At 58.8% G+C, this 23,459-nt stretch carries 18 protein-coding genes and 1 tRNA gene; 7 read left to right on the top strand and 12 right to left on the bottom strand.

The window, feature by feature from the left end; translation table 11 throughout:
• Positions 1–29: 29 nt before the first annotated feature.
• Positions 30–563 (bottom strand): response regulator, encoded by a 534-nt coding sequence (locus CLV41_RS21385; protein WP_208987655.1) that lies wholly within the window; start codon positions 561–563, stop codon positions 30–32.
• Between the two features lie 268 nt (positions 564–831).
• Positions 832–2,214 carry a class II 3-deoxy-7-phosphoheptulonate synthase gene (locus tag CLV41_RS21390; RefSeq protein WP_103224508.1) on the bottom strand — a complete coding sequence of 461 codons (1,383 nt, stop codon included), beginning with the start codon at positions 2,212–2,214 and terminating at the stop codon, positions 832–834.
• 330 nt (positions 2,215–2,544) lie between these two features.
• Here CLV41_RS21390 and CLV41_RS21395 point away from each other — a divergent pair, with 330 nt between their 5' ends.
• The gene (locus CLV41_RS21395) at positions 2,545–3,276 is read left to right on the top strand and encodes a VIT1/CCC1 transporter family protein (protein ID WP_103224509.1); all 732 of its coding nucleotides are present in this window, start codon (positions 2,545–2,547) and stop codon (positions 3,274–3,276) included.
• On the opposite strand, the gene CLV41_RS21400 is transcribed toward CLV41_RS21395, so the two are convergent.
• On the bottom strand, positions 3,273–3,782 hold the full coding sequence (locus CLV41_RS21400; protein WP_208987656.1) for a hypothetical protein: 510 nt from the start codon (positions 3,780–3,782) through the stop codon (positions 3,273–3,275). The genes CLV41_RS21395 and CLV41_RS21400 overlap by 4 nt on opposite strands.
• A 148-nt stretch (positions 3,783–3,930) precedes the next feature.
• On the opposite strand from CLV41_RS21400, the gene CLV41_RS21405 reads away from it, so the two are divergent.
• Positions 3,931–5,124 (top strand): aminotransferase class V-fold PLP-dependent enzyme, encoded by a 1,194-nt coding sequence (locus tag CLV41_RS21405; protein WP_103224511.1) that lies wholly within the window; start codon positions 3,931–3,933, stop codon positions 5,122–5,124.
• A 344-nt stretch (positions 5,125–5,468) separates the two neighbouring features.
• Positions 5,469–7,010 (top strand): diguanylate cyclase domain-containing protein, encoded by a 1,542-nt coding sequence (locus tag CLV41_RS21410; RefSeq protein WP_208987657.1) that lies wholly within the window; start codon positions 5,469–5,471, stop codon positions 7,008–7,010.
• A 39-nt stretch (positions 7,011–7,049) separates the two neighbouring features.
• Here the strand turns inward: CLV41_RS21410 and gor are convergent, their stop codons facing one another.
• From gor to rpiA, 3 genes are all read right to left on the bottom strand, one after another.
• Entirely contained in the window at positions 7,050–8,426 is a 1,377-nt protein-coding gene (gene gor, locus CLV41_RS21415; RefSeq protein ID WP_103224512.1) for a glutathione-disulfide reductase, read from the bottom strand.
• Positions 8,427–8,709: 283 nt separating this feature from the next.
• Positions 8,710–9,225, bottom strand: a complete 516-nt coding sequence (locus CLV41_RS21420) for a DUF2059 domain-containing protein (RefSeq protein ID WP_208987658.1) — start codon at positions 9,223–9,225, stop codon at positions 8,710–8,712.
• A gap of 45 nt (positions 9,226–9,270) precedes the next feature.
• Positions 9,271–9,972: a ribose-5-phosphate isomerase RpiA gene (gene rpiA, locus CLV41_RS21425; RefSeq protein ID WP_103224513.1), complete on the bottom strand. Its 702-nt coding sequence runs from the start codon at positions 9,970–9,972 to the stop codon at positions 9,271–9,273.
• A gap of 576 nt (positions 9,973–10,548) precedes the next feature.
• Here rpiA and CLV41_RS28345 point away from each other — a divergent pair.
• Positions 10,549–12,192, top strand: coding sequence for a methyl-accepting chemotaxis protein (locus tag CLV41_RS28345; protein WP_328590051.1), 1,644 nt, complete (start codon positions 10,549–10,551; stop codon positions 12,190–12,192).
• Positions 12,193–12,379: 187 nt separating this feature from the next.
• On the top strand, positions 12,380–13,063 hold the full coding sequence (locus CLV41_RS21435) for an HAD family hydrolase (RefSeq protein ID WP_103224515.1): 684 nt from the start codon (positions 12,380–12,382) through the stop codon (positions 13,061–13,063).
• Positions 13,064–13,107: 44 nt separating this feature from the next.
• Here CLV41_RS21435 and CLV41_RS21440 read toward each other — a convergent pair whose 3' ends face one another.
• Positions 13,108–15,090: a DUF4139 domain-containing protein gene (locus CLV41_RS21440; protein WP_103224516.1), complete on the bottom strand. Its 1,983-nt coding sequence runs from the start codon at positions 15,088–15,090 to the stop codon at positions 13,108–13,110.
• Between the two features lie 209 nt (positions 15,091–15,299).
• Here CLV41_RS21440 and CLV41_RS21445 point away from each other — a divergent pair.
• Positions 15,300–15,374 (top strand) — tRNA-Val (locus CLV41_RS21445).
• A 202-nt stretch (positions 15,375–15,576) separates the two neighbouring features.
• Here CLV41_RS21445 and CLV41_RS27865 read toward each other — a convergent pair.
• Entirely contained in the window at positions 15,577–16,503 is a 927-nt protein-coding gene (locus CLV41_RS27865; RefSeq protein ID WP_170107278.1) for a DUF1097 domain-containing protein, read from the bottom strand.
• 599 nt (positions 16,504–17,102) lie between these two features.
• Between CLV41_RS27865 and CLV41_RS21455 the strand changes: the two genes are divergently transcribed.
• A complete protein-coding gene (locus CLV41_RS21455) occupies positions 17,103–18,956 on the top strand; it encodes a tetratricopeptide repeat protein (RefSeq protein WP_103224517.1) in 1,854 nt (617 codons plus the stop codon).
• 30 nt (positions 18,957–18,986) lie between these two features.
• On the opposite strand, the gene CLV41_RS21460 is transcribed toward CLV41_RS21455, so the two are convergent.
• Genes CLV41_RS21460 through CLV41_RS21475 form a run of 4 tightly spaced genes read right to left on the bottom strand, consistent with a single transcriptional unit; the run spans position 18,987 to position 23,455 of the window.
• On the bottom strand, positions 18,987–19,865 hold the full coding sequence (locus CLV41_RS21460; RefSeq protein ID WP_103224518.1) for a class I SAM-dependent methyltransferase: 879 nt from the start codon (positions 19,863–19,865) through the stop codon (positions 18,987–18,989).
• A 38-nt stretch (positions 19,866–19,903) separates the two neighbouring features.
• Positions 19,904–20,587 (bottom strand): acylneuraminate cytidylyltransferase family protein, encoded by a 684-nt coding sequence (locus CLV41_RS21465; RefSeq protein ID WP_103224629.1) that lies wholly within the window; start codon positions 20,585–20,587, stop codon positions 19,904–19,906.
• Positions 20,588–20,607: 20 nt separating this feature from the next.
• Positions 20,608–21,639, bottom strand: coding sequence for a GDP-mannose 4,6-dehydratase (locus CLV41_RS21470; RefSeq protein WP_103224519.1), 1,032 nt, complete (start codon positions 21,637–21,639; stop codon positions 20,608–20,610).
• Complete coding sequence (locus CLV41_RS21475; protein WP_146048621.1) at positions 21,632–23,455, bottom strand: N-acetylneuraminate synthase family protein; 1,824 nt, start codon at positions 23,453–23,455, stop codon at positions 21,632–21,634. Before CLV41_RS21475 ends, CLV41_RS21470 begins: the two co-directional genes overlap by 8 nt.
• Between the last annotated feature and the right edge of the window lie 4 nt (positions 23,456–23,459).

The raw sequence follows: 23,459 nt of genomic DNA on the forward strand, positions 1-23,459 counted from the left end.
GATAGGAGGTTCGTACGGTCATATTCAAGCTAAAGCAGCGCCAGGGTGCTTTCCCTTGAGCTGGTCGCAGCCGGGGCCATGCCGGACGGGGCGATGGTATCGGTTTCCCGGGTTCCCGAGCTTTTTTCGGGACGGGGTATCCCCCTCGTCCGGCCATACAGACCCTGGCGCTCCAGAACCTCGCCGATATGCCGGTAGAGAATGACCGGGGCGATCGGCTTGGCGACGAAACCGTGAATACCGATATCGATGGCTTCCAGGATGGTGGACCGCCTGGCATGCGCCGTCACGACAAGCACGGGCGTGGTGCTGAGCAAACGGTCCCGGTCGGCACGCAGGACCCGGAGGAACTCGTTTCCGCCGAAGAGGCTCATTACCCAGTCGCACAGAACGATGTCCGGCCTGCGGTCGACCACGAACTCAAGAGCCTCCGCGCCGTCGCCGGCCTCGAACAGGGTCCTCATCCCGAAGCCGGAAAGCACCGAACGCAGGATTGTACGCATGTGGGAATTGTCCTCGACAATCAGGCAGGAGACGCCGGAAAGATCCCACTTTTCACGCAATTCCCTCTTCCTTCCCTTAGGTAAACCGACGACCACGGAAGGAGGTATGCACTTTGAGCGTTAAACGAACCTTACTGGACGGTCGAATCTTCAAAAATAACTACTTTTACGGGAAATTCCATCTTCGTCATCACCGCTGTTTCGTCAGATTCCGAGGCCGCCGCACGATATGGAACCTGTCATTCAGCATCACTTGGGCGATATCCGTCATGCAAAAGAAAAGGGCGGCAAATGCCGCCCGATCCATGTTGCGAAATTCGATCCGCCCTTACGCGCTGGCAACCATCGGTTCTGTCTGGCGGCCATCGCGCTCCTTCTTGAGGTTCTCGGCGATGAGGAAAGCCAGTTCCAGGGCCTGATCCGCGTTCAGGCGCGGGTCGCAATGGGTGTGGTAGCGGTCGCCGAGCTGTTCAGCCGTCAGCGCCCGCGCACCGCCGGTGCATTCGGTCACATTCCGGCCGGTCATTTCGACATGGACACCACCCGCATGGGTGCCTTCCGCGTTGTGGACCTCAAAAAACGCTTCCACTTCCTTGAGGATACGGTCAAACGGGCGGGTCTTGTATCCGCCTGCCGTGATCGTGTTGCCGTGCATCGGGTCGCAGGACCAGACGACCGTCTTGCCTTCGCGTTCGACGGCCCGGATCAGCTGCGGCAGGTGATCGAAGACCTTGTCCGCGCCGAAGCGCGCAATCAGGGTCAACCGGCCTGGCTCGTCGTCCGGGTTCAGGATGTCGATCAGCTCCAGCAATCCGTCCGGTGTCATCGACGGGCCGCATTTCAGACCGATCGGGTTCTTGATGCCGCGGCAGAATTCCACATGGGCGTGGTCAGGCTGACGGGTCCGGTCGCCGATCCAGATCATGTGACCGGAAGTCGCGTACCAGTCGCCTGAAGTGGAATCGACGCGGGTCAGGGACTCCTCGTAACCCAGAAGCAGCGCTTCGTGGCTGGTGAAGAAATCGGTCGAACGCAACTGCGGAACGCTGTCGGCATTGATGCCGCAAGCCTTCATGAAGTTCAGGGCCTCGGAGATCCGGTCGGCGAGTTCCTGGTAGCGGTGTCCCTGCGGGCTGTCGGAAATGAAGCCGAGCATCCAGCGGTGCACCTGATCCAGATTGGCGAAACCGCCCTGGGCGAAGGCGCGCAGCAGGTTCAGGGTCGCGGCCGACTGGCGGTAGGCCATGGCCATGCGGCCCGGATCGGGAATGCGGCTTTCCGGAGTGAAGTTGATGTCGTTGATGATATCGCCGCGATAGCTCGGCAGCTCCACATCGCCCTTTTTCTCGAAATTGGACGAGCGCGGCTTGGCGAACTGGCCGGCGATCCGGCCGACCTTGACGACGGGCTGGCTGGCCGCATAGGTCAGGACCACCGCCATCTGCAGGAACACACGGAAGAAGTCGCGGATGTGATCGGGATGGTGTTCGGCAAAGCTTTCGGCGCAGTCGCCGCCCTGGAGCAGAAAACCGTTGCCCTTCGCGACGTTCGCAAGCTGGCTTTTCAGCGAACGCGCCTCACCTGCAAAAACGAGCGGCGGATAAGTTGCCAGGCGTTGTTCAACATCCGCCACAGCCGCTTGATCCGGGTATTCCGGCACCTGAAGGATCGGCTTCGATCTCCAGCTTTCCGGGCTCCACTTCTGCGCCATACTTCCTACTCCTCACTGGACCCGCGGGTGCATTCCAGATCAGCCCGCGTTCACTTGCAACGCATGTTTCATTCAGTCCGGGCTGCGCGGTCCGCGACATTTCAATTGTTAGAGCGTAAGGCGAAAAATCTCGCCCAAACTCAGCAAACGTGCGGCCTTATACACCCCGAAAGCTGTTAAGGCCACCGTTCAATCCAGCTATTATACTTCGATTTCCAGCCATTGTGCCGAGAACGGCCATTCGGCGGATTTAAAGGTATTTTGAGGCTGATCAAGGTGCCCGTCTTCCAGACGGGGGATGTAGTCAAACGAATTCGCAAGGACGCAGCCATGCCAAGCAAAAGACTGGAACACAGCCACCGTCCGGCCGACATTGCCTCCCGGCTGGCGACAGGGCCGGATGCCAGCTACCTGAGGGACTGGATCTATGGCGGCATCGACGGCGCCGTTACCACGTTTGCCGTCGTCGCCGGCTCGCTCGGCGCCGACCTGTCGTCAAAGGTCATCCTGATCCTGGGGATCGCCAATCTGCTCGCCGACGGTTTCTCCATGGCCGCGGCCAATTACAGCGGTTCGAAATCCGAGAACGAGGATTATGCCCGGCTCAAGGCGGTGGAGGAAAAGCATATCTCCGTCGCCCCGGACGGCGAACGGGAAGAAATCCGCCAGATCTTCCTGACCAAGGGCTTCGAAGGTGAGGATCTGGAAACCATGGTGCGCCTGGTCACCTCCAACAGGGCGGCGTGGATCGAAACCATGATGCAGGGGGAATACGGTATGACGGATGCGACCCGCACGCCCATGAAGGCAGCGCTCTACACATTCGCCGCCTTCATCGTGTTCGGCTCGATCCCGCTCCTGCCCTTTGTCCTGGATCTCCCCGCAAGCGCCATAACCGCCACCGTCATGACGGCGCTCGCGTTCTTCACCATCGGCTCCTTCCGCGCGCACTGGTCTCAAAGACACTGGATTTCCTGTGGCCTGGAAACGATGGCGATCGGCATGCTGGCTGCCGGCATCGCCTTTGCCGCCGGACACGGATTGCAGACCCTGCTCGGTTAGACTTTCTCGTCCGGCGTCAGATAGCTGACGCCCAGCTCTGCCAGTTTGCCATCGATCAGATCGGCCAGGACCGGGCCGGGAACGATCTTCCTCGGGTAGTGCGGCCTGTCCCGGTCCTGCAGCACCGGCACGTGCCAGCCATCGGTGGTTTCGATGAAGTGGTCGATGCCCTCTTCACCCCAGATCCGGAAATATCCGGCGAGAACGCAGTCCAGATAGCTCTGCAGGATCGGATGGGTGTCCGTTCCCCAACGGCGGTGGCCGGGTGCCGCCTTGAAGAGGAACATGTCCCCCGATCCCGGCTTTTGGCCCGCTTCGCAGCGGAACTTCGCGCCGATCGCTTCCACCTTGTGATAGCGCCGTTCGCGCAGTTCAAGATCCTTCAGCCCGGTGCGCGGCTCCCGCGCCATGATACCGCGGATCTCGACGCCCTCCTGCTCGCGGACGGTCAAGGCGCAACGGCCCTGGCCGTCCTCGCCCTCGCCGCAAACCTTCCATTCGCGCATCCATCCGCTCAGTCTCCCGGGGACTGTTTCCGTGGCAGCGGGAATGGTGTCAGTATTGACGAGCGATCCGTAGCCAAAATATGTGATCGTCATGTGGTGCTAAACTTGATTCTGTAACCTGAAAGCAACGCGAAGCCTTGGGGGTCTCATGATCGTTCCTTCCCTTTCCCAACACGATGTCGAGCTTTTAAGGGAAGATACTCCCGGTGTAGGGCAGCTGATCCACTTTAACAATGCCGGCACGGGTCTCGCCCTGACGCCTGTCCTCAATGCCGTGAAGCAGCATCTGGATCTGGAAGCCCGGTTGGGAGGCTATGAAGCCGCCGCCCATGCGAGCGCGGACATGGACGCCTTTTACACCGGCCTTGCCGCGCTGATCGGCAGCAAACCCCACGAAATCGCCTATGTGGAAAATGCCACCCGTGCCTGGGACATGGCGTTTTACGGCATCGACTTCCGCGAGGGCGACCGGATCGTGACGGGCCGGGCGGAATATGTTTCCAACTATGTCGCCTTCCTGCAGATGAAACGCCGCAAGGGTATAGAAATCGACATTGTCGAGGACGACGCGAGCGGACAGATCGATCTGAAGGGCGTGAAAGCGGCCATCGGCGCGCGGACGCGCCTGATTGCCCTGACCCATATTCCCACTTTCTCCGGACTGATCAACCCGGCGGAAGATGTCGGGGAAATCGCCCGGTCGGCGAAAGTTCTCTACCTGCTGGATGCGTGCCAGTCCGCCGGGCAGATACCCGTCAGTGTCAGCGAAACCGGCTGCGACATGCTCTCCGGGACAGGCCGTAAATATCTGCGTGGGCCGCGCGGCACCGGTTTTTTGTATGTCAGGGACGAGGTTCTGGACCAGCTCGATCCTCCCTTCGTCGATCTTCAATCCGCGGACTGGATTGATGAAACGTCCTATGAACTTGTCCCGCATGCGCGGCGCTTCGAAACCTGGGAACGCTATGTCGCCGGTCAGATCGGTCTCGGCGTTGCCGTCAGCTACGCGATCGGCTTTGGAATGGAACGGATTGGCAATCGGGTCTGCGCTCTGGGAGCCCAAATGAGATCGGAGCTTTCCGGGCTGGCGAATGTCACACTGCATGACAAGGGCCAGCGGAAGGGCGGGATCGTAACTTTCACCGTTGAAGGCGAAGCGCCGGCCCATACAAAAGCCCGCCTCACAGCGGCGCAAATCAATGTGTCTGTTAGCAATGCCGGCTCTGCCAGAATTGACCTGCCCCACCGCAATCTCGACGCGGTGGTGCGCGCCTCCGTGCATGCCTTCAACACCGAAGCCGAAATAGAGACATTCGTCAAAGTGCTCGGCAACCACACCTGAAGCCGCCTTTTCCCGGGCCCGGACCCAAACCACCGGCGTCGAACCTAGGTGTGAGGCATGAACGCGGGAAAGCGCACGAATACACTGCAACAAAGCGCAGAAACAATACAAACAACTTCTGCGCGTACCCACATCAAGAGATGAACAAGTTCTTTCAGCTTAATCCGGCATTGTTGTATTTGGCATTGATAAAAAATTTACTTATGGAACGTTAAGATAGCAGCATAAGCTACCTATGTAATACCACCCATATCCTCATAAATTGTTTGTCCATATATTTCCCATTACATATCATTCGGTGACAAGAGCCCGCCAGGCGCGGCGGCTTCCAACAGGATTTTAGATTGACCGAATTCCGGCGGAGATACAGCGATCAGACCGCGAGTGTAGCGCGGCAGCATATTTCGCGGCTCGCATTCCTTCTTGCCGGCCTTTTGATTGCTGTTACATCCGCTTCCCTGCTGTTCGTCGGATTTATTGCCTCGCAGGCATCGACGGAGCAGGCAATCGCCAACGAAAAGCGGCTGTTCCGAAATACGCTTGCGCATCGCATGCGCGCTCTGGTGCGCGAGCAGATCACCGTTACTTCGTCAGATAAGTCCGTAGCCGGACTAGTGCTGAATTTCGACGCCGACTACGCATACAAGGTGATCGATACACTGTGGTCCGACTACCGGCACAGCAAGGTTATGGTGATCTCCGGAAACGGCGATGTTCTTGCGGAAACCTTCGAACACTACACGCATATTCTGAAGAGACCGATTGCCGAGGCGCCCGAACTGGAAGCCTTGTTCGGAAAAATCAAAAGCCTGTTTGAAAAGAACCGGGTGCGCGTCCCCGGAGGATACGGCCACCGGTCCCTTCAGGGGATGGATCCGGAGGAATACGCCCTTATGGGGTTCACCCGCATTGACGGAAAGCCCGCCATGTTCGGTGTGATGCCCGTCATTCCGGACGATTATGAAAATGTGCTCCCGGACGGTCCGCCGACTGTGGTTCTGTCCGCCCATTACATTGACGAGACCTTGCTCGGGCAAGTGAATGCCCAACTGAATTTCGCGTCTCTCAAGTTCGTGGAGGAAGCGCCGGCGGGCTCGGCTGCATTTCATGCGATCTCGAATCCGGATGGAGAAACCATCGGCCTCTTCACATGGGACAGCCAGACCGTCGGCAACGCCATATGGCCGACGATTATCCCGGTCATATTGCTGTTGAGTGTCGCGCTTGCGGCGCTGGCATTCGGCATCGCGTGGAGAATCGGCCAGCTGACCTCGTCATTGCAGGCAAGTGAGCAGCAGAATCGCCACCTTGCCCTTCATGACACCCTGACGGGTCTGGCGAACAGATTGCAGTTCAACCGCGTTCTGGCGACGTCGGTGACATCGCTGCCGGGAAAACCGTTTGTCATCATCCAATGCGATCTCGACAAGTTCAAGGCGGTCAACGACACATTCGGACACGCGGCGGGAGACCTGGTCATCAAGACCATGGCCGGGCGCCTGAAGAAAGTGATCGGCCACGAGGGCCTTGTCAGCCGTGTCGGCGGCGACGAGTTCATGATCATTTACCGGAAGGCCACAGACAGAGCCAGCCTGCACAGCCTGTGCACGGCGCTGGTGGAGACGGCCAAGGCACCGATCGAGATCCGGGACGAAGGGGTAGCGCATATAGGACTGAGCGTTGGAATCGCGGTTGCTCCCGACGACGGGACGACGGCCGAAAGTCTCATCGCACGGTCCGACGCCGCGCTCTATCGATCGAAGAATCTCGGCCGCAATCGCTATTCGCTGTTTTCCGATTTCTTCGACAGCAACAGCGACCCAAACGAGCCGCCGCTTTCCCTTGAGGATCCAAGACCGTACGCGCGCGCCGGCAAAGCCCGGTAGAAGGCGCGGTCCGACCTCCCCACTGGCGCTTTCCCGGTCCTAACCGCGCAAACGCTCTGTCGGTTCACGCAAGGTCACGAGTTCTTCAGCGGCTGTCGGGTGCACGGCAATGGTCCGGTCGAAATCCGCCTTGGTCGCTCCCATTTGCAGCGTCACGCCCAGAATCTGCGCCAGCTCGCCGGCATCGGGTCCGACAATGTGCACACCCAGGACCTTCTGGCTATCGGCATCCACGATCATCTTCATGAGCATTTTCTCGTCCCTGCCGGACAAGGTGTGCTTCATTGGCCGGAAACCGGACTTGTAGATATCGAGGTTGGGAGTCCGGCCCTGGGCTTCTTCCTGCGTCAGTCCAACCGTGCCCATTTCGGGCTGGGAGAAAACCGCGGTGGCGATAAGGCTGTGATCCACCGTCCACGGATTGTTGCCGAAAACGCTATCGGCGAAGGCATGGCCTTCCCGGATCGCCACGGGTGTCAAATTGGCGCGGTTGGTCACATCGCCGACCGCATAAATGGACTCGATGTTCGTCCTGGAATCCGCACTGACCCTGATCGCGCCGGATGCGTCCGTCTCGACCCCGGCCTTTTCAAGACCAAGGTCCCTGGTATGCGGGTTGCGGCCGATGGCGAACATGATCTGTCCGGCTTCCAGCATTTCGCCGCCCCTGGTCTTGCCGCTCAGGGAACCGTCAGCGTGCTTCTCTATGCCGGTGAACACATCATTCAAAATCACCCTGATCCCCTTCTTCTCCATTTCCTCGCGGACCATGGTCCGCAAATCCATGTCGAAGCCGCGCAGGATTTCCTCGCCGCGATAAATCAGTGTCGTGTCGACCCCGAGGCCGTTGAAGATGCCGGCGAACTCGACGGCGATATACCCGCCTCCGGCGACCACGATCTTCTCGGGAAGCTCATCGAGATGAAACGCCTCATTGGAGGTAATGACGTGTTGAACGCCGGGCAGGCCGGTATCCACATTCGGAGAGGCTCCCACAGCGACAAGGATATATCTGGCGGTAACCTCCTGCCCTGTCGTCAGCAGGCGCACCTTGTGCGCGCCCTCGATGACGGCGCGGCTATCGTGCACTTCAACGTTGGTGCGTTCCAGGTTGCGCCGGTAAATGCCTTCGAGACGAGTGATCTCCTGGTCCTTGGCGGCGACCAGCTTGCTCCAGGAAAAGCCGCGCTCGCCGACAGTCCAGCCGAACCCTTCCGCATCTTCGAATTCCTCGGAGAACTTGGAGGCGTAGACAAAGAGCTTTTTGGGCACGCAGCCGCGGATCACGCAGGTCCCGCCGTATCTGTGTTCTTCGGCGATCCCGACGCGGGCACCGTGTGTCGCCGCAATCCGCGCGGCCCGGACACCGCCGGAGCCGCCGCCAATAACAAAAAGATCGTAGTCGTACTCGCTCATTTCTGGCCTCTCGATATGTCTTCCACAGCTTTGGAGCATCCCGCATTTGGATAAGCACCGACCGGCCGGCGGTATTCCAGACCCGCCCCACATAAGCGGTTGCCGTCGCCATGCAAGAGCGGCGCAGAAACGCCCTGTCCCGCATGTACCGGCCAATTGCCCGCTAAAAAGCGAATCGGGCCGCATTCGCGGCCCGCGGACCGGCAATCAAGCCGGCCTCACTATCCTGTGTAACACCCGTACTTCGGCAAAAGCACACCGCCGTCGCCGCAAACGGAGACCATCACTCCACGACGTTCCGCTTCGCCAGTTCTTCCTGAACCATCGTTACCATTTCCGTGGAAATCTTGTCCTGCCATTCGCGGGCCGCGCCTACGGAATACTGGGTGATGGCGGGGATGGTAGTGGTCAGCTTCTTGCCCAGGTCCGTGCTGTAGAACTCGGCCAGATCATTGAGCTCTTCTTCGGTGAAGGAATTTGCCCAGGCCTTGTAGACGATATCGTTCAGTTCAGCGCGCTTGGAAGCCAGATTAATGGCGACTTCCTGCGTGACCTCGATGATCTCTTCCGCACGGGTCGGATCGGTCTGGATAAACGCCGTGCGGGTCTGTTCGGCGAGAATCGGCAGAATATCGTCGAAGGGTTCCAGAACCTTTGTCGCAGCGGCCACCTTTTTCGCGGCGGCCATGTGGCTTTCGGAAACAGCGTCCTGAGCGGATACGGCGGTTGAGAGAAACCCGGCGGCAATCATGGCTGCGCCCACTACAGCTGCACGCTGGAAAGTCTTGACAAGTTTCATTTTTCTACTCCTAGGCGGCTTTCATCGCTCGTTCGGAAAGCCAAATCACACCACTTGGATGGGCAAGACGGTCTTTACCCCATCTGTACCGGCCACGTAAGCTTTTGTTGCAAGATTGATGAAGAGGCCGTGCTCGACGACGCCGGGAATTGCCACCAGACGGTCTGCCAGCAACTCGGCTTGTTTGATTTTTTGAAGATGCGCGTCAAGGATGAAATGGCCGCCATCCGTTTTGAACGGCCGGTCGCTGCCGCCTCGCAATTCCAGCTCCGGAGGCAGGTCCAGGGCATCCAGAACCTTCAGAATAGCGTGCCTGGTTGCCTCCAGGCCAAACGGAACGACCTCGATCGGCAAAGGAAACCGCCCGAGCGTTTCAACCTGTTTGCTGCTGTCGGCAATGACGATCATTTGCCCGGAAGCCGCCGCGACGATTTTTTCCCGCAAGAGAGCACCGCCTCCGCCCTTGATCAGCACCAGTTGCGGATCAAGTTCGTCGGCTCCGTCCACCGTCAGGTCCAGTTGCGGCATTTCATCCAGTGTCGTCAGCCTGATGCCCAAGCTGGAGGCCAGCTCCGCGGTCCGTTCGGACGTCGGTACGCCGATCACATCCAGCCCTTCCCCGACCCGCCTTGCAAGCGCGTGGACAAAAAACTCGGCCGTCGATCCGGTACCAATACCCAGACGCATGCCGGAAGTAACGTCTTCCGCGGCGCGGTCAGCGGCTTGCTTCTTGAACTCGTCGCTCATTCAACGCTCCTCTGGCGCCCTTCCTCCAGCACCGTTGCCGGTGGACCGCATCCTTGTCCAATCCATTGTCCGGCGATTGTCCGGCGGGCGGGCGAACCATGACAGGTTATCTCGATTTGGCCGCCGGGTGCTTAACATGGCCGGGCTCGACCGGTCCAGTGACATTCCCCACTTCACCCAGGGAAACGAAACGCATTCCGGCGTGTCCGACACCAACAGTAGTGAACAGGTAACCGTCTGACCGCATTTGGAGACTGTTCTGCCGAATCTCACGTCTTGACTGGTGAAATACACCGTCCTGCGATACGCGCCTCGCCGGCAAACCGGGAAAATTCCATCAAATGAGGCCCTGTTAACTTCGGCCCGCATACCCATAGTTAACCATACCTTTAGACAGACCAAGCATATTAATGAGAACAATCTAGGGATCGGAAAGAAAAGATTCGAATGAACATACTTCGACTTGGATCACGGCAAAAAACACGAGACAATTTCTCGCATGATATTTTGCCTACCCTTGAGGCAATTGACGATAGAGCCGCGTCCGTTCCTGAAGACGCCAATTCCTCAGGCCGGATGAGTTTCGTTCTGGACAGTCTCGAGGACGACCTGAAGGTGGCGGCGAAAGCCATCAGTTCGGCCGCGGAGAAAGTTCAGGACCAGCTTGACAGCCAGATGGACAAACTGGAAACCATCCGCAGCGACAGCCAGTCGCTTGCCGACCAGTCGGCGAGCGCCGGGGAAAACGCCTCCGGACTGGCGGACTCCATTCAGGAACTGTCATCTTCCAGCGGCGAGATCGGCAACCAGGTCGGACTTTCCAATCAGCTCGCCAACGAAGCCCGCGATGTGGCCGATCAGGCCAACAACGGCGTGATGGAACTCAAACAGGCCATCGCCGACATTGCGAATGTGGTCAACCTGATTTCAGACATTGCCAAGCAAACCAACCTGTTGGCCCTGAACGCCACCATCGAAGCCGCCAGGGCCGGAGAGGCCGGCAAGGGTTTTTCCGTGGTGGCAAGCGAGGTCAAGGCGCTGTCGGTGGAGACACAGTCGGCAACGGAGCAGATCAGCGCCAATATCGACCGGCTCAATCAGTCCGCCGAAAGCAGTCTCGGGTCGGTCAACCGGATCATCGAAGTTATCGGACGGATCCGGCCGAGCTTTGCCGCCGTCGAGGACGCCGTGCAGACCCAGGTCGAAACGACCAATCTGATCGGCGAACAGGCGCAACAGACCGCGAGCTTCGTTCAGGAAGTGGTGCGGAAGGTCAATACGATTACCGAGTCAGCCACCTCCGCCGAGCAGGGAGGAACCCATGCCCGGAACCTGGGGACGGAGATGAGCACCGCGGCGCATTCCCTGCAGTCGCGCTTCACCATGATGATCCGGCAGACCGAGATCGGTGACCGGCGGCAGCATGACAGGCTTCCCGTCAAACTGGGCGGGACCATCACGAACGAGGGAACGGCCACGAAGATCGAAACACTGGATATTTCAGAAGGCGGTGTCCTGTTCAAACCGGGCCGGGACGGGCTTCTGCGGACGGGAAGCAAGACCCGCCTTGAACTTGACGGTATTGGCCCGGTCGACATTTCGGTCGTCGCCGTATCCGACTATGGCTGTCACTGCCGTTTTGACGATCCAAGCAGCACCTTTCAGGAAAGTCTCGCCGCCAGGATCGCTTCCATTCATGCCGCGCACGCGAAGGAAGTCGACCTGGCGCAGTCCGGCGCGGCGCGGATCATCGCCGTCATGGAAGATCTTCTTGCAAATCGGCGGTTGACCCAGGACGACCTGTTCGACACCGGCTACAAGCCGATCGAGGGTACCGATCCCCTGCAGGTTTCCACCCGCGCCCTTGCCCATCTGGAAAAAGTGCTGCCGGAAATCCAGGAGGCAATCCTCGGCGCCGGTCACGCCATGGTCTTTTGCGCCGCGATCGACCGGAACGGCTATCTGCCCGTTCACAACCTGATCTATTCGAAACCGCAAAAACCCGGCGATCCGGCCTGGAACACCGCCAATTGCCGTAACAAGCGGATTTTCGACGACAGGGCCGGCCTCAGCGCGGCGCGCAACACCCGCCCATTCCTGATCCAGTCCTACGCCCGCGACATGGGGGGTGGAAAAATCGTCTGGATGAAGGAAATCGACGCGCCGATCATCGTTGGGGGACGCCACTGGGGCGGCTTCCGCACGGCTTACAAACTTTGAAGCGTATCGCGTTAAATCGAATTCAGGAATTCGCCCGAACGCATTTGCCATGCAAACGCTGCCTCGGCCGTCTTCCCAAATCCATGAATCGGCTTAAACGCAACACGCTTTAGGACGCGGAAAGGACCTTGCGGCGGATGCCCAATGCCGCTAGGCAAAGCTTCGTTTCGTCTTTGCCGGAGTTTTCATGTCTGTTCTGGTGTTCGATCTCGACGGCACGCTGGTGTCGTCCATGGAGGATCTGGTTGCCACGCTCAATGTCGTGATGACCACGGCCGGTCATTCCGCCATCCCGCAGGAGGATATCGCCCACATGGTCGGCATGGGGGCGAAGGTTCTCATCCAGCGCGGGCTGGACTACAACGCCATCCCCTGGACAGAAGACGACATCGCGCCGCTCTTCAGCCATTTCCTGGATCATTACGCAGCCAATATCGCCGTTCGGACAAGACCGTTCGAAGGCGTGGTTGCGGCCCTGGAAACCTTCAGGAACGAGGGCTGGAAACTGGCGGTCTGTACCAACAAGGCCGAAAGACTGACCCTTCCGCTTCTCAAGGAGCTTGATCTGGGCAAATATTTCGACGCCGTTGTCGGCGGCGACACATTTGCCGTTTCCAAGCCCCACGCCGAACCGGTTCACGGCGCCATAGAGCGCGCCGGCGGTCAGGTGGCGGGCTCCATCATGATCGGCGACAGCGGCACCGACATCAGCGCCGCCCGCAACGCGGGCATTCCGGTGATCGCGGTCGATTTCGGCTACACGCCCGTGCCGGTGCGCGACCTGGCGCCCGACCGGGTGATTTCCCATTTCAACGAACTGGCCGCAGCCGTTGCCGAGCTTTCGACGCAACGTCCCGACGCCACAGACTGAACCCTGCCGCCTCCCCGCCCTGGGATTGGCGACAGGGCTCAATTTCAGAACGTTCTGATTGCTTCGCCCAGCGTCGCGCGTATCTCCGCCTGCCGATCCTTCGCCGATGCGCTCCGCGTGTCGATATCCTCGATGCGCGTTTCGGAGTCCGCCAGATTGCGCGCGGCACGCTTGTAAAGATCGGCTCCCGGCTGAACGGCGGTCAGATTGGCACGATGGCGTTCCTGATCCCTTGTCTCTTCGTCCTTGCGCTCAACCAGTTGCCGCAACTGCCTTTCGATCTGGGAGATTTCGGCCTGCAACCCGGCCAGTTCCCGCAGTTTGCCGGCGGTTTCCGCATCCGGAGACCGCACGGCCAGGTTCAGAAGCAGGTGTTCATCGCTCGAGATCAGCGCGTAGGTTTCCGAAATCGTGCGCTCGGCAAGCGCGCTCACAGTTTCAGACCCACCTTCGGGCACCTGGATCCTGAGACGATGGTGTGTTGCCGTTGCCTCCATTTCCTGCGGAGAGGTGAACTTCCAGCCCGGCCGTTTGGGGTGTTCGATGATGATCGAGCGCTCCGCGTCCGGAGCCCCCTGGATCGCATAGACGGTTTGCGCGCGCTGACGGACGGAGGCGGTGAGAACACCGTCGGCGACCCTGATCGAAACGACCCTGTCGTCCGGCTCCGTCTTTTGCGCGATGCGGACCTTCCTGTCGGTTGCAAAGCTCGCCATGCGGCCTTCGCCGGAAGGCATTCCGCCGATCTGTGCATCGCCGACATAGCCTTCGCGTTGGTCATAGACGGTCAGGATGCCCTTCGGCAGGCTGGTATCGGTTTCGTTCTCGATCAGGATGGCCGCGACCGGATGCTCCAGGCCGCTTTCCGGTTGAAACACGGAAACGGTTTCGGCGCTGACCACCTGGTCGACGATTGGCGCGGAGAAGGTATCACCGCTTTGCAGGGTCACCAGGTAAGGCAGCGTGAAGGCGGCCGTGACCGTGCCTTCGACCGCCTCGCCAACATTGGCGGCGGCCATGCCTGCAGGCGCTTCCCGCGCGGGGACCGGCGCGGCAAGAAAAGCGCTCGCGGCAGCACCGCTTCTTTTCAGGCGGCCTTCCGCCTCGGCCATATCGAACACGGGTTCAGCGCCGCTGTCCGGTCTGGGGACATAGCCTTCGGACACATCGACCGGAACTTCGCGCCGTTCTTTCCAGTAAAGGTCGTGCAGGCGCTGCTTAAGCGTGACCGGCGCGCCGGAGGACAAGGTGACGCTCACGTTCCGCCAATCCTCGCCGCTGGCGTTTTCCAGAACGGCCCAGGCTTGCAGCCGGGCCTTGCCCGCCGGCATGGTCACCACCCGGTAGGCGGTTTTCCAGATCGGCGCCGGCACCACATAGGAGACAGCCACCTGGCGTTCGCCCTCCCCGGCCACTTTCAGCGCGAGAGTGCGCGCACCGTCCGATTTACCGTTGCCGACCGCGGCCAGAGCCCGGGCAACCTGCTGGCGGATCTGTTCTTCAAGGAAAGTGATTTCCGTTTCCGGTGTCAGCTCCACACCGACGATCCGCCCGTTACTCAGCAAGGAAACGATATCCGCCTGGCCCTTGTCCCCCAGGTCCTTCACGGAGACGCCCAGCACAAGGCCCTCGATCGTCGTGCCCGCCTTTTCCAAGCGTACGCGGGTGCCCTGCAGTTGCGCCAGGAGACGGGCCGGAGACTGAAGATCCTCTTGCGAGAACGGCAGGTTCTTGAAGGTTTCTGCGCGAGGATCGGGACCGGGCAGCGTAAGTCCCTCAACGACGCCCTTGCCGTCATAGACGACGATGCTTTTCAGGACGTCGTTCACCTGGTCGAGAGGCACCGTCATTTCAATAAGGCCTGTGCTGTCGATGTCGGCCTTGCGCACCACCTCGGCGAGGCCGCCGGAGGACAGCGTGATGCTGGTGACCGGTCCGTTGCCGGCGGCCCATCCGGCGGTGGACAGGCAGAGGAAAAATATGGCGGCGGGCGAAAAGAATGCTGCGGAAGACTTAAGGAAAATCATCAAAACCACTCCAAGGACCACTCGGGAAGAGCAGAAAGAACGGTCAATCCGATAGGCAGAAATTGCGGCTATTCTACGAAACTTTACCCGGGAAGCTGTTGGAGCGGGACCGAAAGCCGACGGGGCCTGAAACAGCGCTTGAGGCTGCAAAAAGGCCTTGCCAAGTCCCGCCGCATCCCTTAGACACCCGCCATCCAATTTCGATCTTGGGGCGATTAGCTCAGCGGGAGAGCACTCCCTTCACACGGGAGGGGTCACTGGTTCAATCCCAGTATCGCCCACCATTTTCCAATGGTTACAATGTCTCAGGCCATATCCGGCAACTGGATAAGTGGAGCTGTCCACTTATTCCTTCCTGGCTGAAGAATGACATGAGGGTTCGATCAGGCGCCGTTCCATGTTTCGATACGCCAGATGCGGGAATTCGCAAGAAACCCCTCGGCCTGCGGCAGAGGGGTTTCTTTTTTCACATAGCGCTGCCTTGCCTCAGGCGCCTTGCGGCCAGACGAAATCGGGGCGCAGTCCTTCATAGACCGGTCGGCCATCCTTGGGCCGGGCATATCCCTTGCTGTCGTCATAGAACGCATGATAGTCGGCGGGCATCGCCTCGTCATCCATCCCCATCAGGTTGGGCACGATCACCCGGATGCGTTTCTGCTTGTCATCCAGCATGATCGGTGTGCCGCAATCCTTACAGGTGCAAAGCTCGAGCGGACCATTGGGGTTGTCCGCATTGAACGGCTGACGGTTCAGATTGCCCTCGTTCGACACTTTGACATCACCATGTTTGAAGAAGACGACATGGGTTGTCAGCTGACCGGTCACGTTCTTGCACACGTTGCAGTGGCAGGTGTGATTGTCGATCGGAGCCCCGGTCGAGGAGGTCTGGACATGTTCGCAGCCTCCCGCATATTTCCCCTTCTTGGTGAGCGCACCGACGATCTCGCCGGAAATGTACCCAAGCACGTTACCGATCACCATGGAAACCGCGATTGCCACGCCGACCATCACGATGCCTGCCGCGCCCACGCCATAGGCCGCGCCGCCCAGAAGGAACAGCGCCGCTGTCGAGGCATACCCATAAACGCTCGCCGGGATCGCGCCCAGAAGAGGGATATAGGCTCCCAGAATCATGATCAGCACCGTGACACCAACGCAGATGCCCGCATTCACTGCTGTCACACCCAGGGTGGTCAATGCGATGAAGGCAACGACCGCCATTACAGCGCCCCAGATGTTGGCCGCGATCGATGACTTTGCCCCCTCAGTTCCGCCACCGCAGTGAAAGAAGCTCCCCCAGCCAACGAAAATCGCCCAGATAAGAACAAAAGGACTTCCTAAAGTCACAGCCGCCCAGGTGGCGATGCCGCCCATCACGCCGATGACCAATGCCAATGCTTGGACCTTTTTCATGTTTTCACTCCCTATCCTTGATGTGCGCTAGAGCATCCTGCGTTCAGTTGAACGCAGACAAGATCCTCGACCAGTTTGAAACCGATCAACTTTCAGACTTCCAATCGATTCCGCCTGGAGGCCCGTTGATCTCGAGCGATTGTTCCCCCGCCCTTCACGCCGCATGATTGCGACTTTTTATTTGCCGCGGGTCAATCTGGGCATAAGTCTGTATTCTGGTGATTGGCGAAGTCATCAAAGACCATGGATTTTCTGCTGATCCAGCGTCAAAAAACGGCGAATACGACCGGCGACGAGTCGGGTGATCGTGCCTCACGCCAAAACAGGTCAAGCGCAGCGGCCTTCGCAATTCAGGTGACGGCAAAGCGTGCTGCGTAAAATTGAATTCAGGAATTCGTGAATCCGCTTAAACGCAACGCGCTACAGTACCGAAAGCGGCTGATTGGGCGGCAATCAACGGCCGAACTTCACGCAGGCTGAGCCTGGCAACCGCCTCGCGCGCAATCCCCAGACGATTTGGCTGAATTGGCCGGCGAACCTTTGTTTCGGACGGGCTCCTGCTATTCTTAGAACCGTGATTCCATGAGGATAGAGACAAGATGGCAACGCAAACCGCTCCGAACCCTATCCGGGAGAAGATGCTGAAGGGACTCGCCCTGCAAAAGGCAGGAGAGGTCAAACAGGCGCAGCGGTGCTACAAGCAGATCCTCAAGAAAACTCCCAACAATCCGGATGCGCTCAATCTGCTGGGGGTCACATACCGGCAACTGGGCAATCCAAAGCGGGCTATCGAGTTCATTCAAAAGGCCATCGCCGCCAACAACAACCATGCTCCGTTTTACGCCAATCTGGCGCGGGCCATGCTTGACATCGGGACGGATTCAGAAAGCCTGCTGCTCGTTTGCGACAAGGCGCTGTCGCTCAATCCGAAAGAGCGCGAAGCGCGGAACATGAAGTCCATCGCGCTTACCAACCTGAAAAGATACGAGGAGGCCGAACTCATTCTGCAATCCCTCCTCGTCGAGGATCCGGAATACCTTGAGGCCTACCAGAACTACGCGGTCTTGCTCATGAACGCCGACAAGGCGGAGCATGCCATCACCTTCTTCACCAAATCGATCATGCTCGACCCGACCAATCCCGTCAATTTCATTCACAGATCCCGCTGCCGGCAGAAACTCAAGCAATTCGAGCCTTCCCAATATGAGCTGACCGAAGCGTTGGAGCGCTTTCCCGACAACAGCGATATCCAGCACGAGGCTGCCCGGCTGCTCTTCAGCATGAACGAGACCGCGAAAGCCATTCAGTACGCGCGCAAGAGCTATGAAACCGACCCGCGCAATTTCCACAAGTGCGTGACCCTGGGCGTGATCTTGCTGATGCACGGCGATCAGGTGGAATCGCTCGAGATGATGAAGCTGGCCGAAAATCTGTCGGGAGGTTCGAACCAGACGGTCAACTGGAACCTCTCGCTCGCGTATCTTGCCAACGGCGATCTGGAGCACGGCTGGCGGTTGCACACGGCCCGTTTCGACGACCCCTCAGCCCAGGTCACACGCAGAAAATTCGACGTGCCCGCCTGGGAAGGCGAGGACATTTCCGACAAGACGGTTCTCGTGTGGGCCGATCAGGGGCTCGGTGATGCCCTGAAAGCGGGAACAATGCTGCCACAGCTGGCCGAAAAGGCAGGAAAGGTCATCGTCGAGGTTTCGCAAAAGGGCGCGACCTTCATGCAGCACTCCTTCCCTGAAATCGAATGCCGTACTGCCCGGATGAATGCACAATTCGAATCGACCGCTTCGGATTTCGACGTGACCGCCAATATCAGCGATCTGGTCGATTTCTTCCGCCCGGATCTGGAGTCGTTCAAATCCGCACCCAGCCCCGTCTATTCCTTTCAGAAAGACCGGGCCCGGGCGTATCTGGAGCGGTTGCAGGGTTATGGGGACAAGCCGGTGATCGGTTTTTCCTGGCGGTCCAAGAACCTGGCCGCGCACCGGGCGAGATATTATCTCTCCGCACCGGCGATTTCGCCTGTCCTGGAATCGCGCGACGCGATCTTCGTGAACCTGCAGTACAAGGCGATTCAGAAGGAAATCGAGTTCTTCCGGACGAAGTTTCCCGGAAAATTCGAGTTTTTCGAGGAGGTCGATCTTTTCGACGACCTGCTCGGCGCGGCGGCCCTGACTGCTATCTGCGACTTTGTCGTTTCCGCCAATACGAGCGTTGCCGATATGGCGGGTATCCTCAACATCCCCTGCATCCGCTTCGGTCAGCAGGAACCGGCCCTGCTTCTCGGGCAGAAAAACCCGCCCTGGTATCCGTCCATGACCTACATGCGGCCCTATACGGACCGGCCGTGCGCGGAATTCGTTCCGGAAATCATCGCGGAACTGGATCGCCAGATGGAGAACTGGACGCCGGAGCCGAGGAACAAGCGCCTCGGCCTTTAGCCCACCAGCAATTTGGCTAGAGGCCCTCGATCAGACCTTGCGGGCAATCGCCACGAGGGTATCCGTCGCATCGATCCGGTTGAGCGCCGCTTCATAGGCCTCGGTGAGGGCCGGCGTATCAATGGCCGCCATCGGCAACTTGTGTCCACCGGGCCGATTGGACGATAGCCAAGTCAAATGGTTGGACAGGGGATAGCGCTGTACCCCCTCAATTACAATCTGCCCGAAGCCACTGAAATGCAGCAGGTGCAACAGGCTCTCACGCGTGTGCAACACCAGGTGCTGGCTCCACAGTGTAAACGCCTTGAACGCCTCGCTCTGAAGATGGGTTAGAAGAAAATCATTTGCATGCGGCACTTCGAAAACGGCAGTTCCGCCCGGCTTGAGCACCCTCTTCATGTCATCCAAGACGGGAAGCGGCTGGGGCAAATGCTCCAGCACATGGAAACAGACAACCGTATCGAGGCTTTCGTCGGGAACATCATCAAGCGACGTGACGCAGGGAATGCCGACTTCGTTCAACGCGTCCAGATAGTCCTGCTGTAACTCGACGCCGCAACAATATGTTGTTGTGTGCTGCAAGGCTTTGAGGAATGCTCCATCTCCGCAGCCGAAGTCCAATGCTCGGCGTCCTGCAACATATGCGCGGTAGTCGCGAATACGCCGCTCCGCATCGAGCGTTGCTTCGTAGCTCCGAGTTTCGGTTTTGCTTGGCCCCTCTGATCTGCGGTATTCTGCGTCTGTGTATATTTCTTCACCGCCAAAGTGTTCGTCAATATAAATAACACCCGACTTTCGGTCCCGATAAACCTTCAGATTGTTCATATCGCGAGTACTATCTGAAAAGATTTCGCGATTTTCGACAGAAGCCACACCAATTTGGGACAAAGTCTCAAATATGTTGTTCATTCTTTTTCCCTAATTTCATTATTTGTAGATCAATGCACCTAACCCTCAAACGCCGAGGCATACGCCTCCAGCACTTTCCAGTCTCGTGGTGTATCCAGATCGATCTCGGTTGCGTCCGATAACACGACAGGAACGCTTTTTCCGAAGAACCGCTGCCCCGCTTCGATGAACCCGCTTTTGCGCAGCGCATAGATCGCTCCCGTTTCCCTGAATTGTTCCGGCCGATCCTGACGGCGCTGGCGAGGTTTCGAAGCGTCGTGGTTGACGCCGATCCCCGTGCCGTCGGACGCGATTTCCCAAAGAAACGCATGCACTTCAACGACCGAAAAAGCCGTATCGGCGGCCAGACGATCCCTTGTGCGCACCACCAGATCGATCTCGTCCGGCGTGGTCAGCGGAGACGTGCATTGCAGGAAGACGATCGTTTCGGCATCTTCACACGCTCTGCAGGCTTCGACCGCGTGCAGAAGCGCGGCTTCCGAGGAGGCTTCGTCACCGGCAATCTCCGCCGGCCGCAACACGCCGATCGCGCCATATCTGGCGGCAACATCGAGAATCCCGGGATCATCGCTGGAAACGACGACATCACTAACGGTCTCGGCGGCCAGCGCGGCGCGTATGGCATGGGCAATCAGGGGCTCTCCCAGGAAGGGTTTGAGGTTCTTTCCCGGAATACCCTTGGACCCGCCCCGCGCGGGAATGATCGCAACTGCGCGCTTCATGGCATTCAATCCGAGTTCCCTCAAAGGCCGGGGTTGCTGACGGCTGCCTTTTTCAGGTCGTAGATCGCCATGCGGCGGGCAATCTCCGGAGCAAGGGTCTCCGGCTTCCAGCCGAGAAGTTCCTGCGCCTTGCTGTTGTCGCCGCGCAGATAGACTACATCGGAGGCCCGGAAATAGCGGGGGTCGACATAGGCGACCAGTTTGCCCGTCTTGCGATTGTAACACTTCTCCTCAAGGCCCTCGCCTTCGGAGTAGAGGTCGAAACCCACTTCCTGCGCCGCCATGAAAAGGAAATCTCGAACCGAATACTCGGTGTTCGTGGAAATAACGAAGTCGTCCGGCTCACCGTGATCCAGCATCTTGATCATCATGTCCGTGTATTCAGGCGCGTAGCCCCAGTCACGCACGCTGCTGAGATTTCCCAGCGGCATGGCTTCGGCGTCCTGCAACTTGATGCGGGCGAGCCAGCTGGTGATTTTCCTGGTGACGAACTCATAGCCGCGCAACTCGGACTCGTGATTAAAGAGAATGCCGGACGTCGCGAACATGTCATAAGCCTGCCGGTAGTTCACCACCAGGGAATGGGCAGCCAGCTTTGAAACCGCATAGGGGCTGAGCGGGTTGAACGGCGTCTTTTCCGATTGCGGCTTTTCCAGCACGTCGCCGTACATTTCCGATGTCGATGCCTGATACAGCTTTGCATCCAGTTTCAGAAGACGCATGGCTTCCAGGATGTTCAACACGCCCATGTAGTTCACATCGGACGTGTAGTGCGGGAACTGAAAACTGTCCGCGACAAAACTCTGGGCCGCGAGATTGAAAATCATGTCCGGGCGGATCTCGTTCAGGACATTCTGCACATTGGCGAATTCCGTGACCTCGAGCGTGCAGAGTTTCACTTTCTCGCGGATGCCGAGTTCCTTCAGCCGCCCCGTCTTGGAGGTGCTGCCCCGCCGCATGGCGCCGTAAACGTCGTCGCCGCGCTCAATCAGGGCGCGCGCCAGAAAAGCACCGTCCTGCCCGGAAATGCCGGTGATCAGTACCTTAGCCATGTTGTTCTCCCAGTTGCAGGATCGCTTTTTCAAATCCGTCACCTTCGGACAGATGACCTTGCCAGACTTCCAGCACCTTGCGGCCCGGTCCGTCGATATAGGCTCCCGGATCTCCGAGATCGCCCTTGCCGAATTCGATGCCTTCGCCGTCGATGCCGACGGCGTCGGCTATGTGCAGGTGCCGGGCCAGCGGCACGAGCTTGTCGTACCAGTCATGCCAGTCCTGCTTGGCGTAGTTCGCGGACAGGATAAGATGGGACAGATCCAGGCACAGCTCCATGCCGATGTCATTGAGAATCTCGATGTCATCCGCCCCGCAGAACATGTCCAGTATATCCGCGCCGCCGAAGTACCAGGCGATGCGCGGCAGCCACTGCGGATAGACAGGTATACCCCTTTGCCGGCCGGTCCGGTCCAGATAGTCCTGCAGACGGCTGTAAGTTTCCCGCTTGCCCTCCTCCAGCAGTCTGGAGAAACTCCCGACGACAGGAACCGCTGCGCCGGTCCTTGCCTCCAGTTCCAGCGCCAGATCAACGCAGGTGCCGATAACCCGGTCGCTGCCCGCGAATGTCGTCTCGTCGCCCGAGAGCGGATCGATCAGCGTCTTGCTGTCGATATAATCGGGAATGTGAATGGAATAGTGCCGCGACAGGTCGAGCCGCGCGAGCCCCTCCTCCATCGTACCGCCGAAGGTTGCGACCTCTTCATACGACAGATGCAGTTCGTAGTTTTCTATCGGAAAACGGGTCTGCAGGGTCTTGGCGTCATGCAGGCGCACGGGGATGGAAAGCTGTTTTTCATTGCAGAACCTGATCAGCTTTTCGCTCAGCGGCGGTTTGGGATCGCTGAAATGGAGGTCCGAAATGGCGGAGCCTTCGGTTATCCGCCGTTTGACCGCTTTCAACCCGCGTTGTTTCACATCCGCCCAGGTCAGGCCTTTCCGCGGCGCCTTGATGACGGTGTTCCGCGCATCGAGCGTTTCGCCCGGCGCGATGTCCCGGCTGGCGTAGAGCGACGAGCCGAGGTTTTGCATATTGATGCGTTCCCCCTGATTCACGTCGCGCCGTCCGGTCCCCTGAACCGTTTCATAGGCATTGAGAAGTCTGCACATGCGACGAAATTCTTCAGGATCGGAACTCGAGCTGTCGTCGATGCCCTTGCCCAACTTGTCCATCGTCAGATGGCGTTCGAAAACGGTCGCGCCATTGGCCGCGGCTACCAGGCAGACTTCCCAGTCCTGATCGTGACTGGAATAGCCGACAGGCGATGCGGTCCGTTCCTTCAGGGTCCGGATAAAGCCCATCTGCTGGTTGCCGAGCAGGACCGGATAATTGGAGATGCAGTGAAGATAGATGACGTTCGGGATGGAGCGGGTCCTCTCGACCGCGCTGAAGATATCCTCTTCCGAGTGGCCGCCGGTGCTCAGGATCAAGGGTTTTTTGAACCCAGCCATGGCCGAGATCAGGTCCTCGTTGAGGAGTTCCGCCGACGGGACCTTGAAGAAGTCGAAGCGGGCTATGTCATCGCCGAAATCAGCGGCGTCCTCTGACTTGAAAAAACTGATTCCCGCAGCCATTCCCTGCTGCTTTATCAGGTCCACCAGTTGCAGAACACGCTCGGGCGGGATGTAATTGTCGTCGATCTCCCTCGACAGGATCTCGTCACCGATCTCATTCGTCGCCTGATAGAAACCGTGTTTTGCCCGGTACTGGAATTTCGCTCCCCAGGCACCGGCTTCCGCGGCGATTTTTATGAGCTGTCCGGCAATATCGGTAGACCCGCGGTGGTTGATGCCAAGTTCAGCAATGATTTTCATCTCA

The organism is Roseibium marinum, from assembly GCF_002906165.1.
Lineage (GTDB): Bacteria > Pseudomonadota > Alphaproteobacteria > Rhizobiales > Stappiaceae > Roseibium > Roseibium marinum.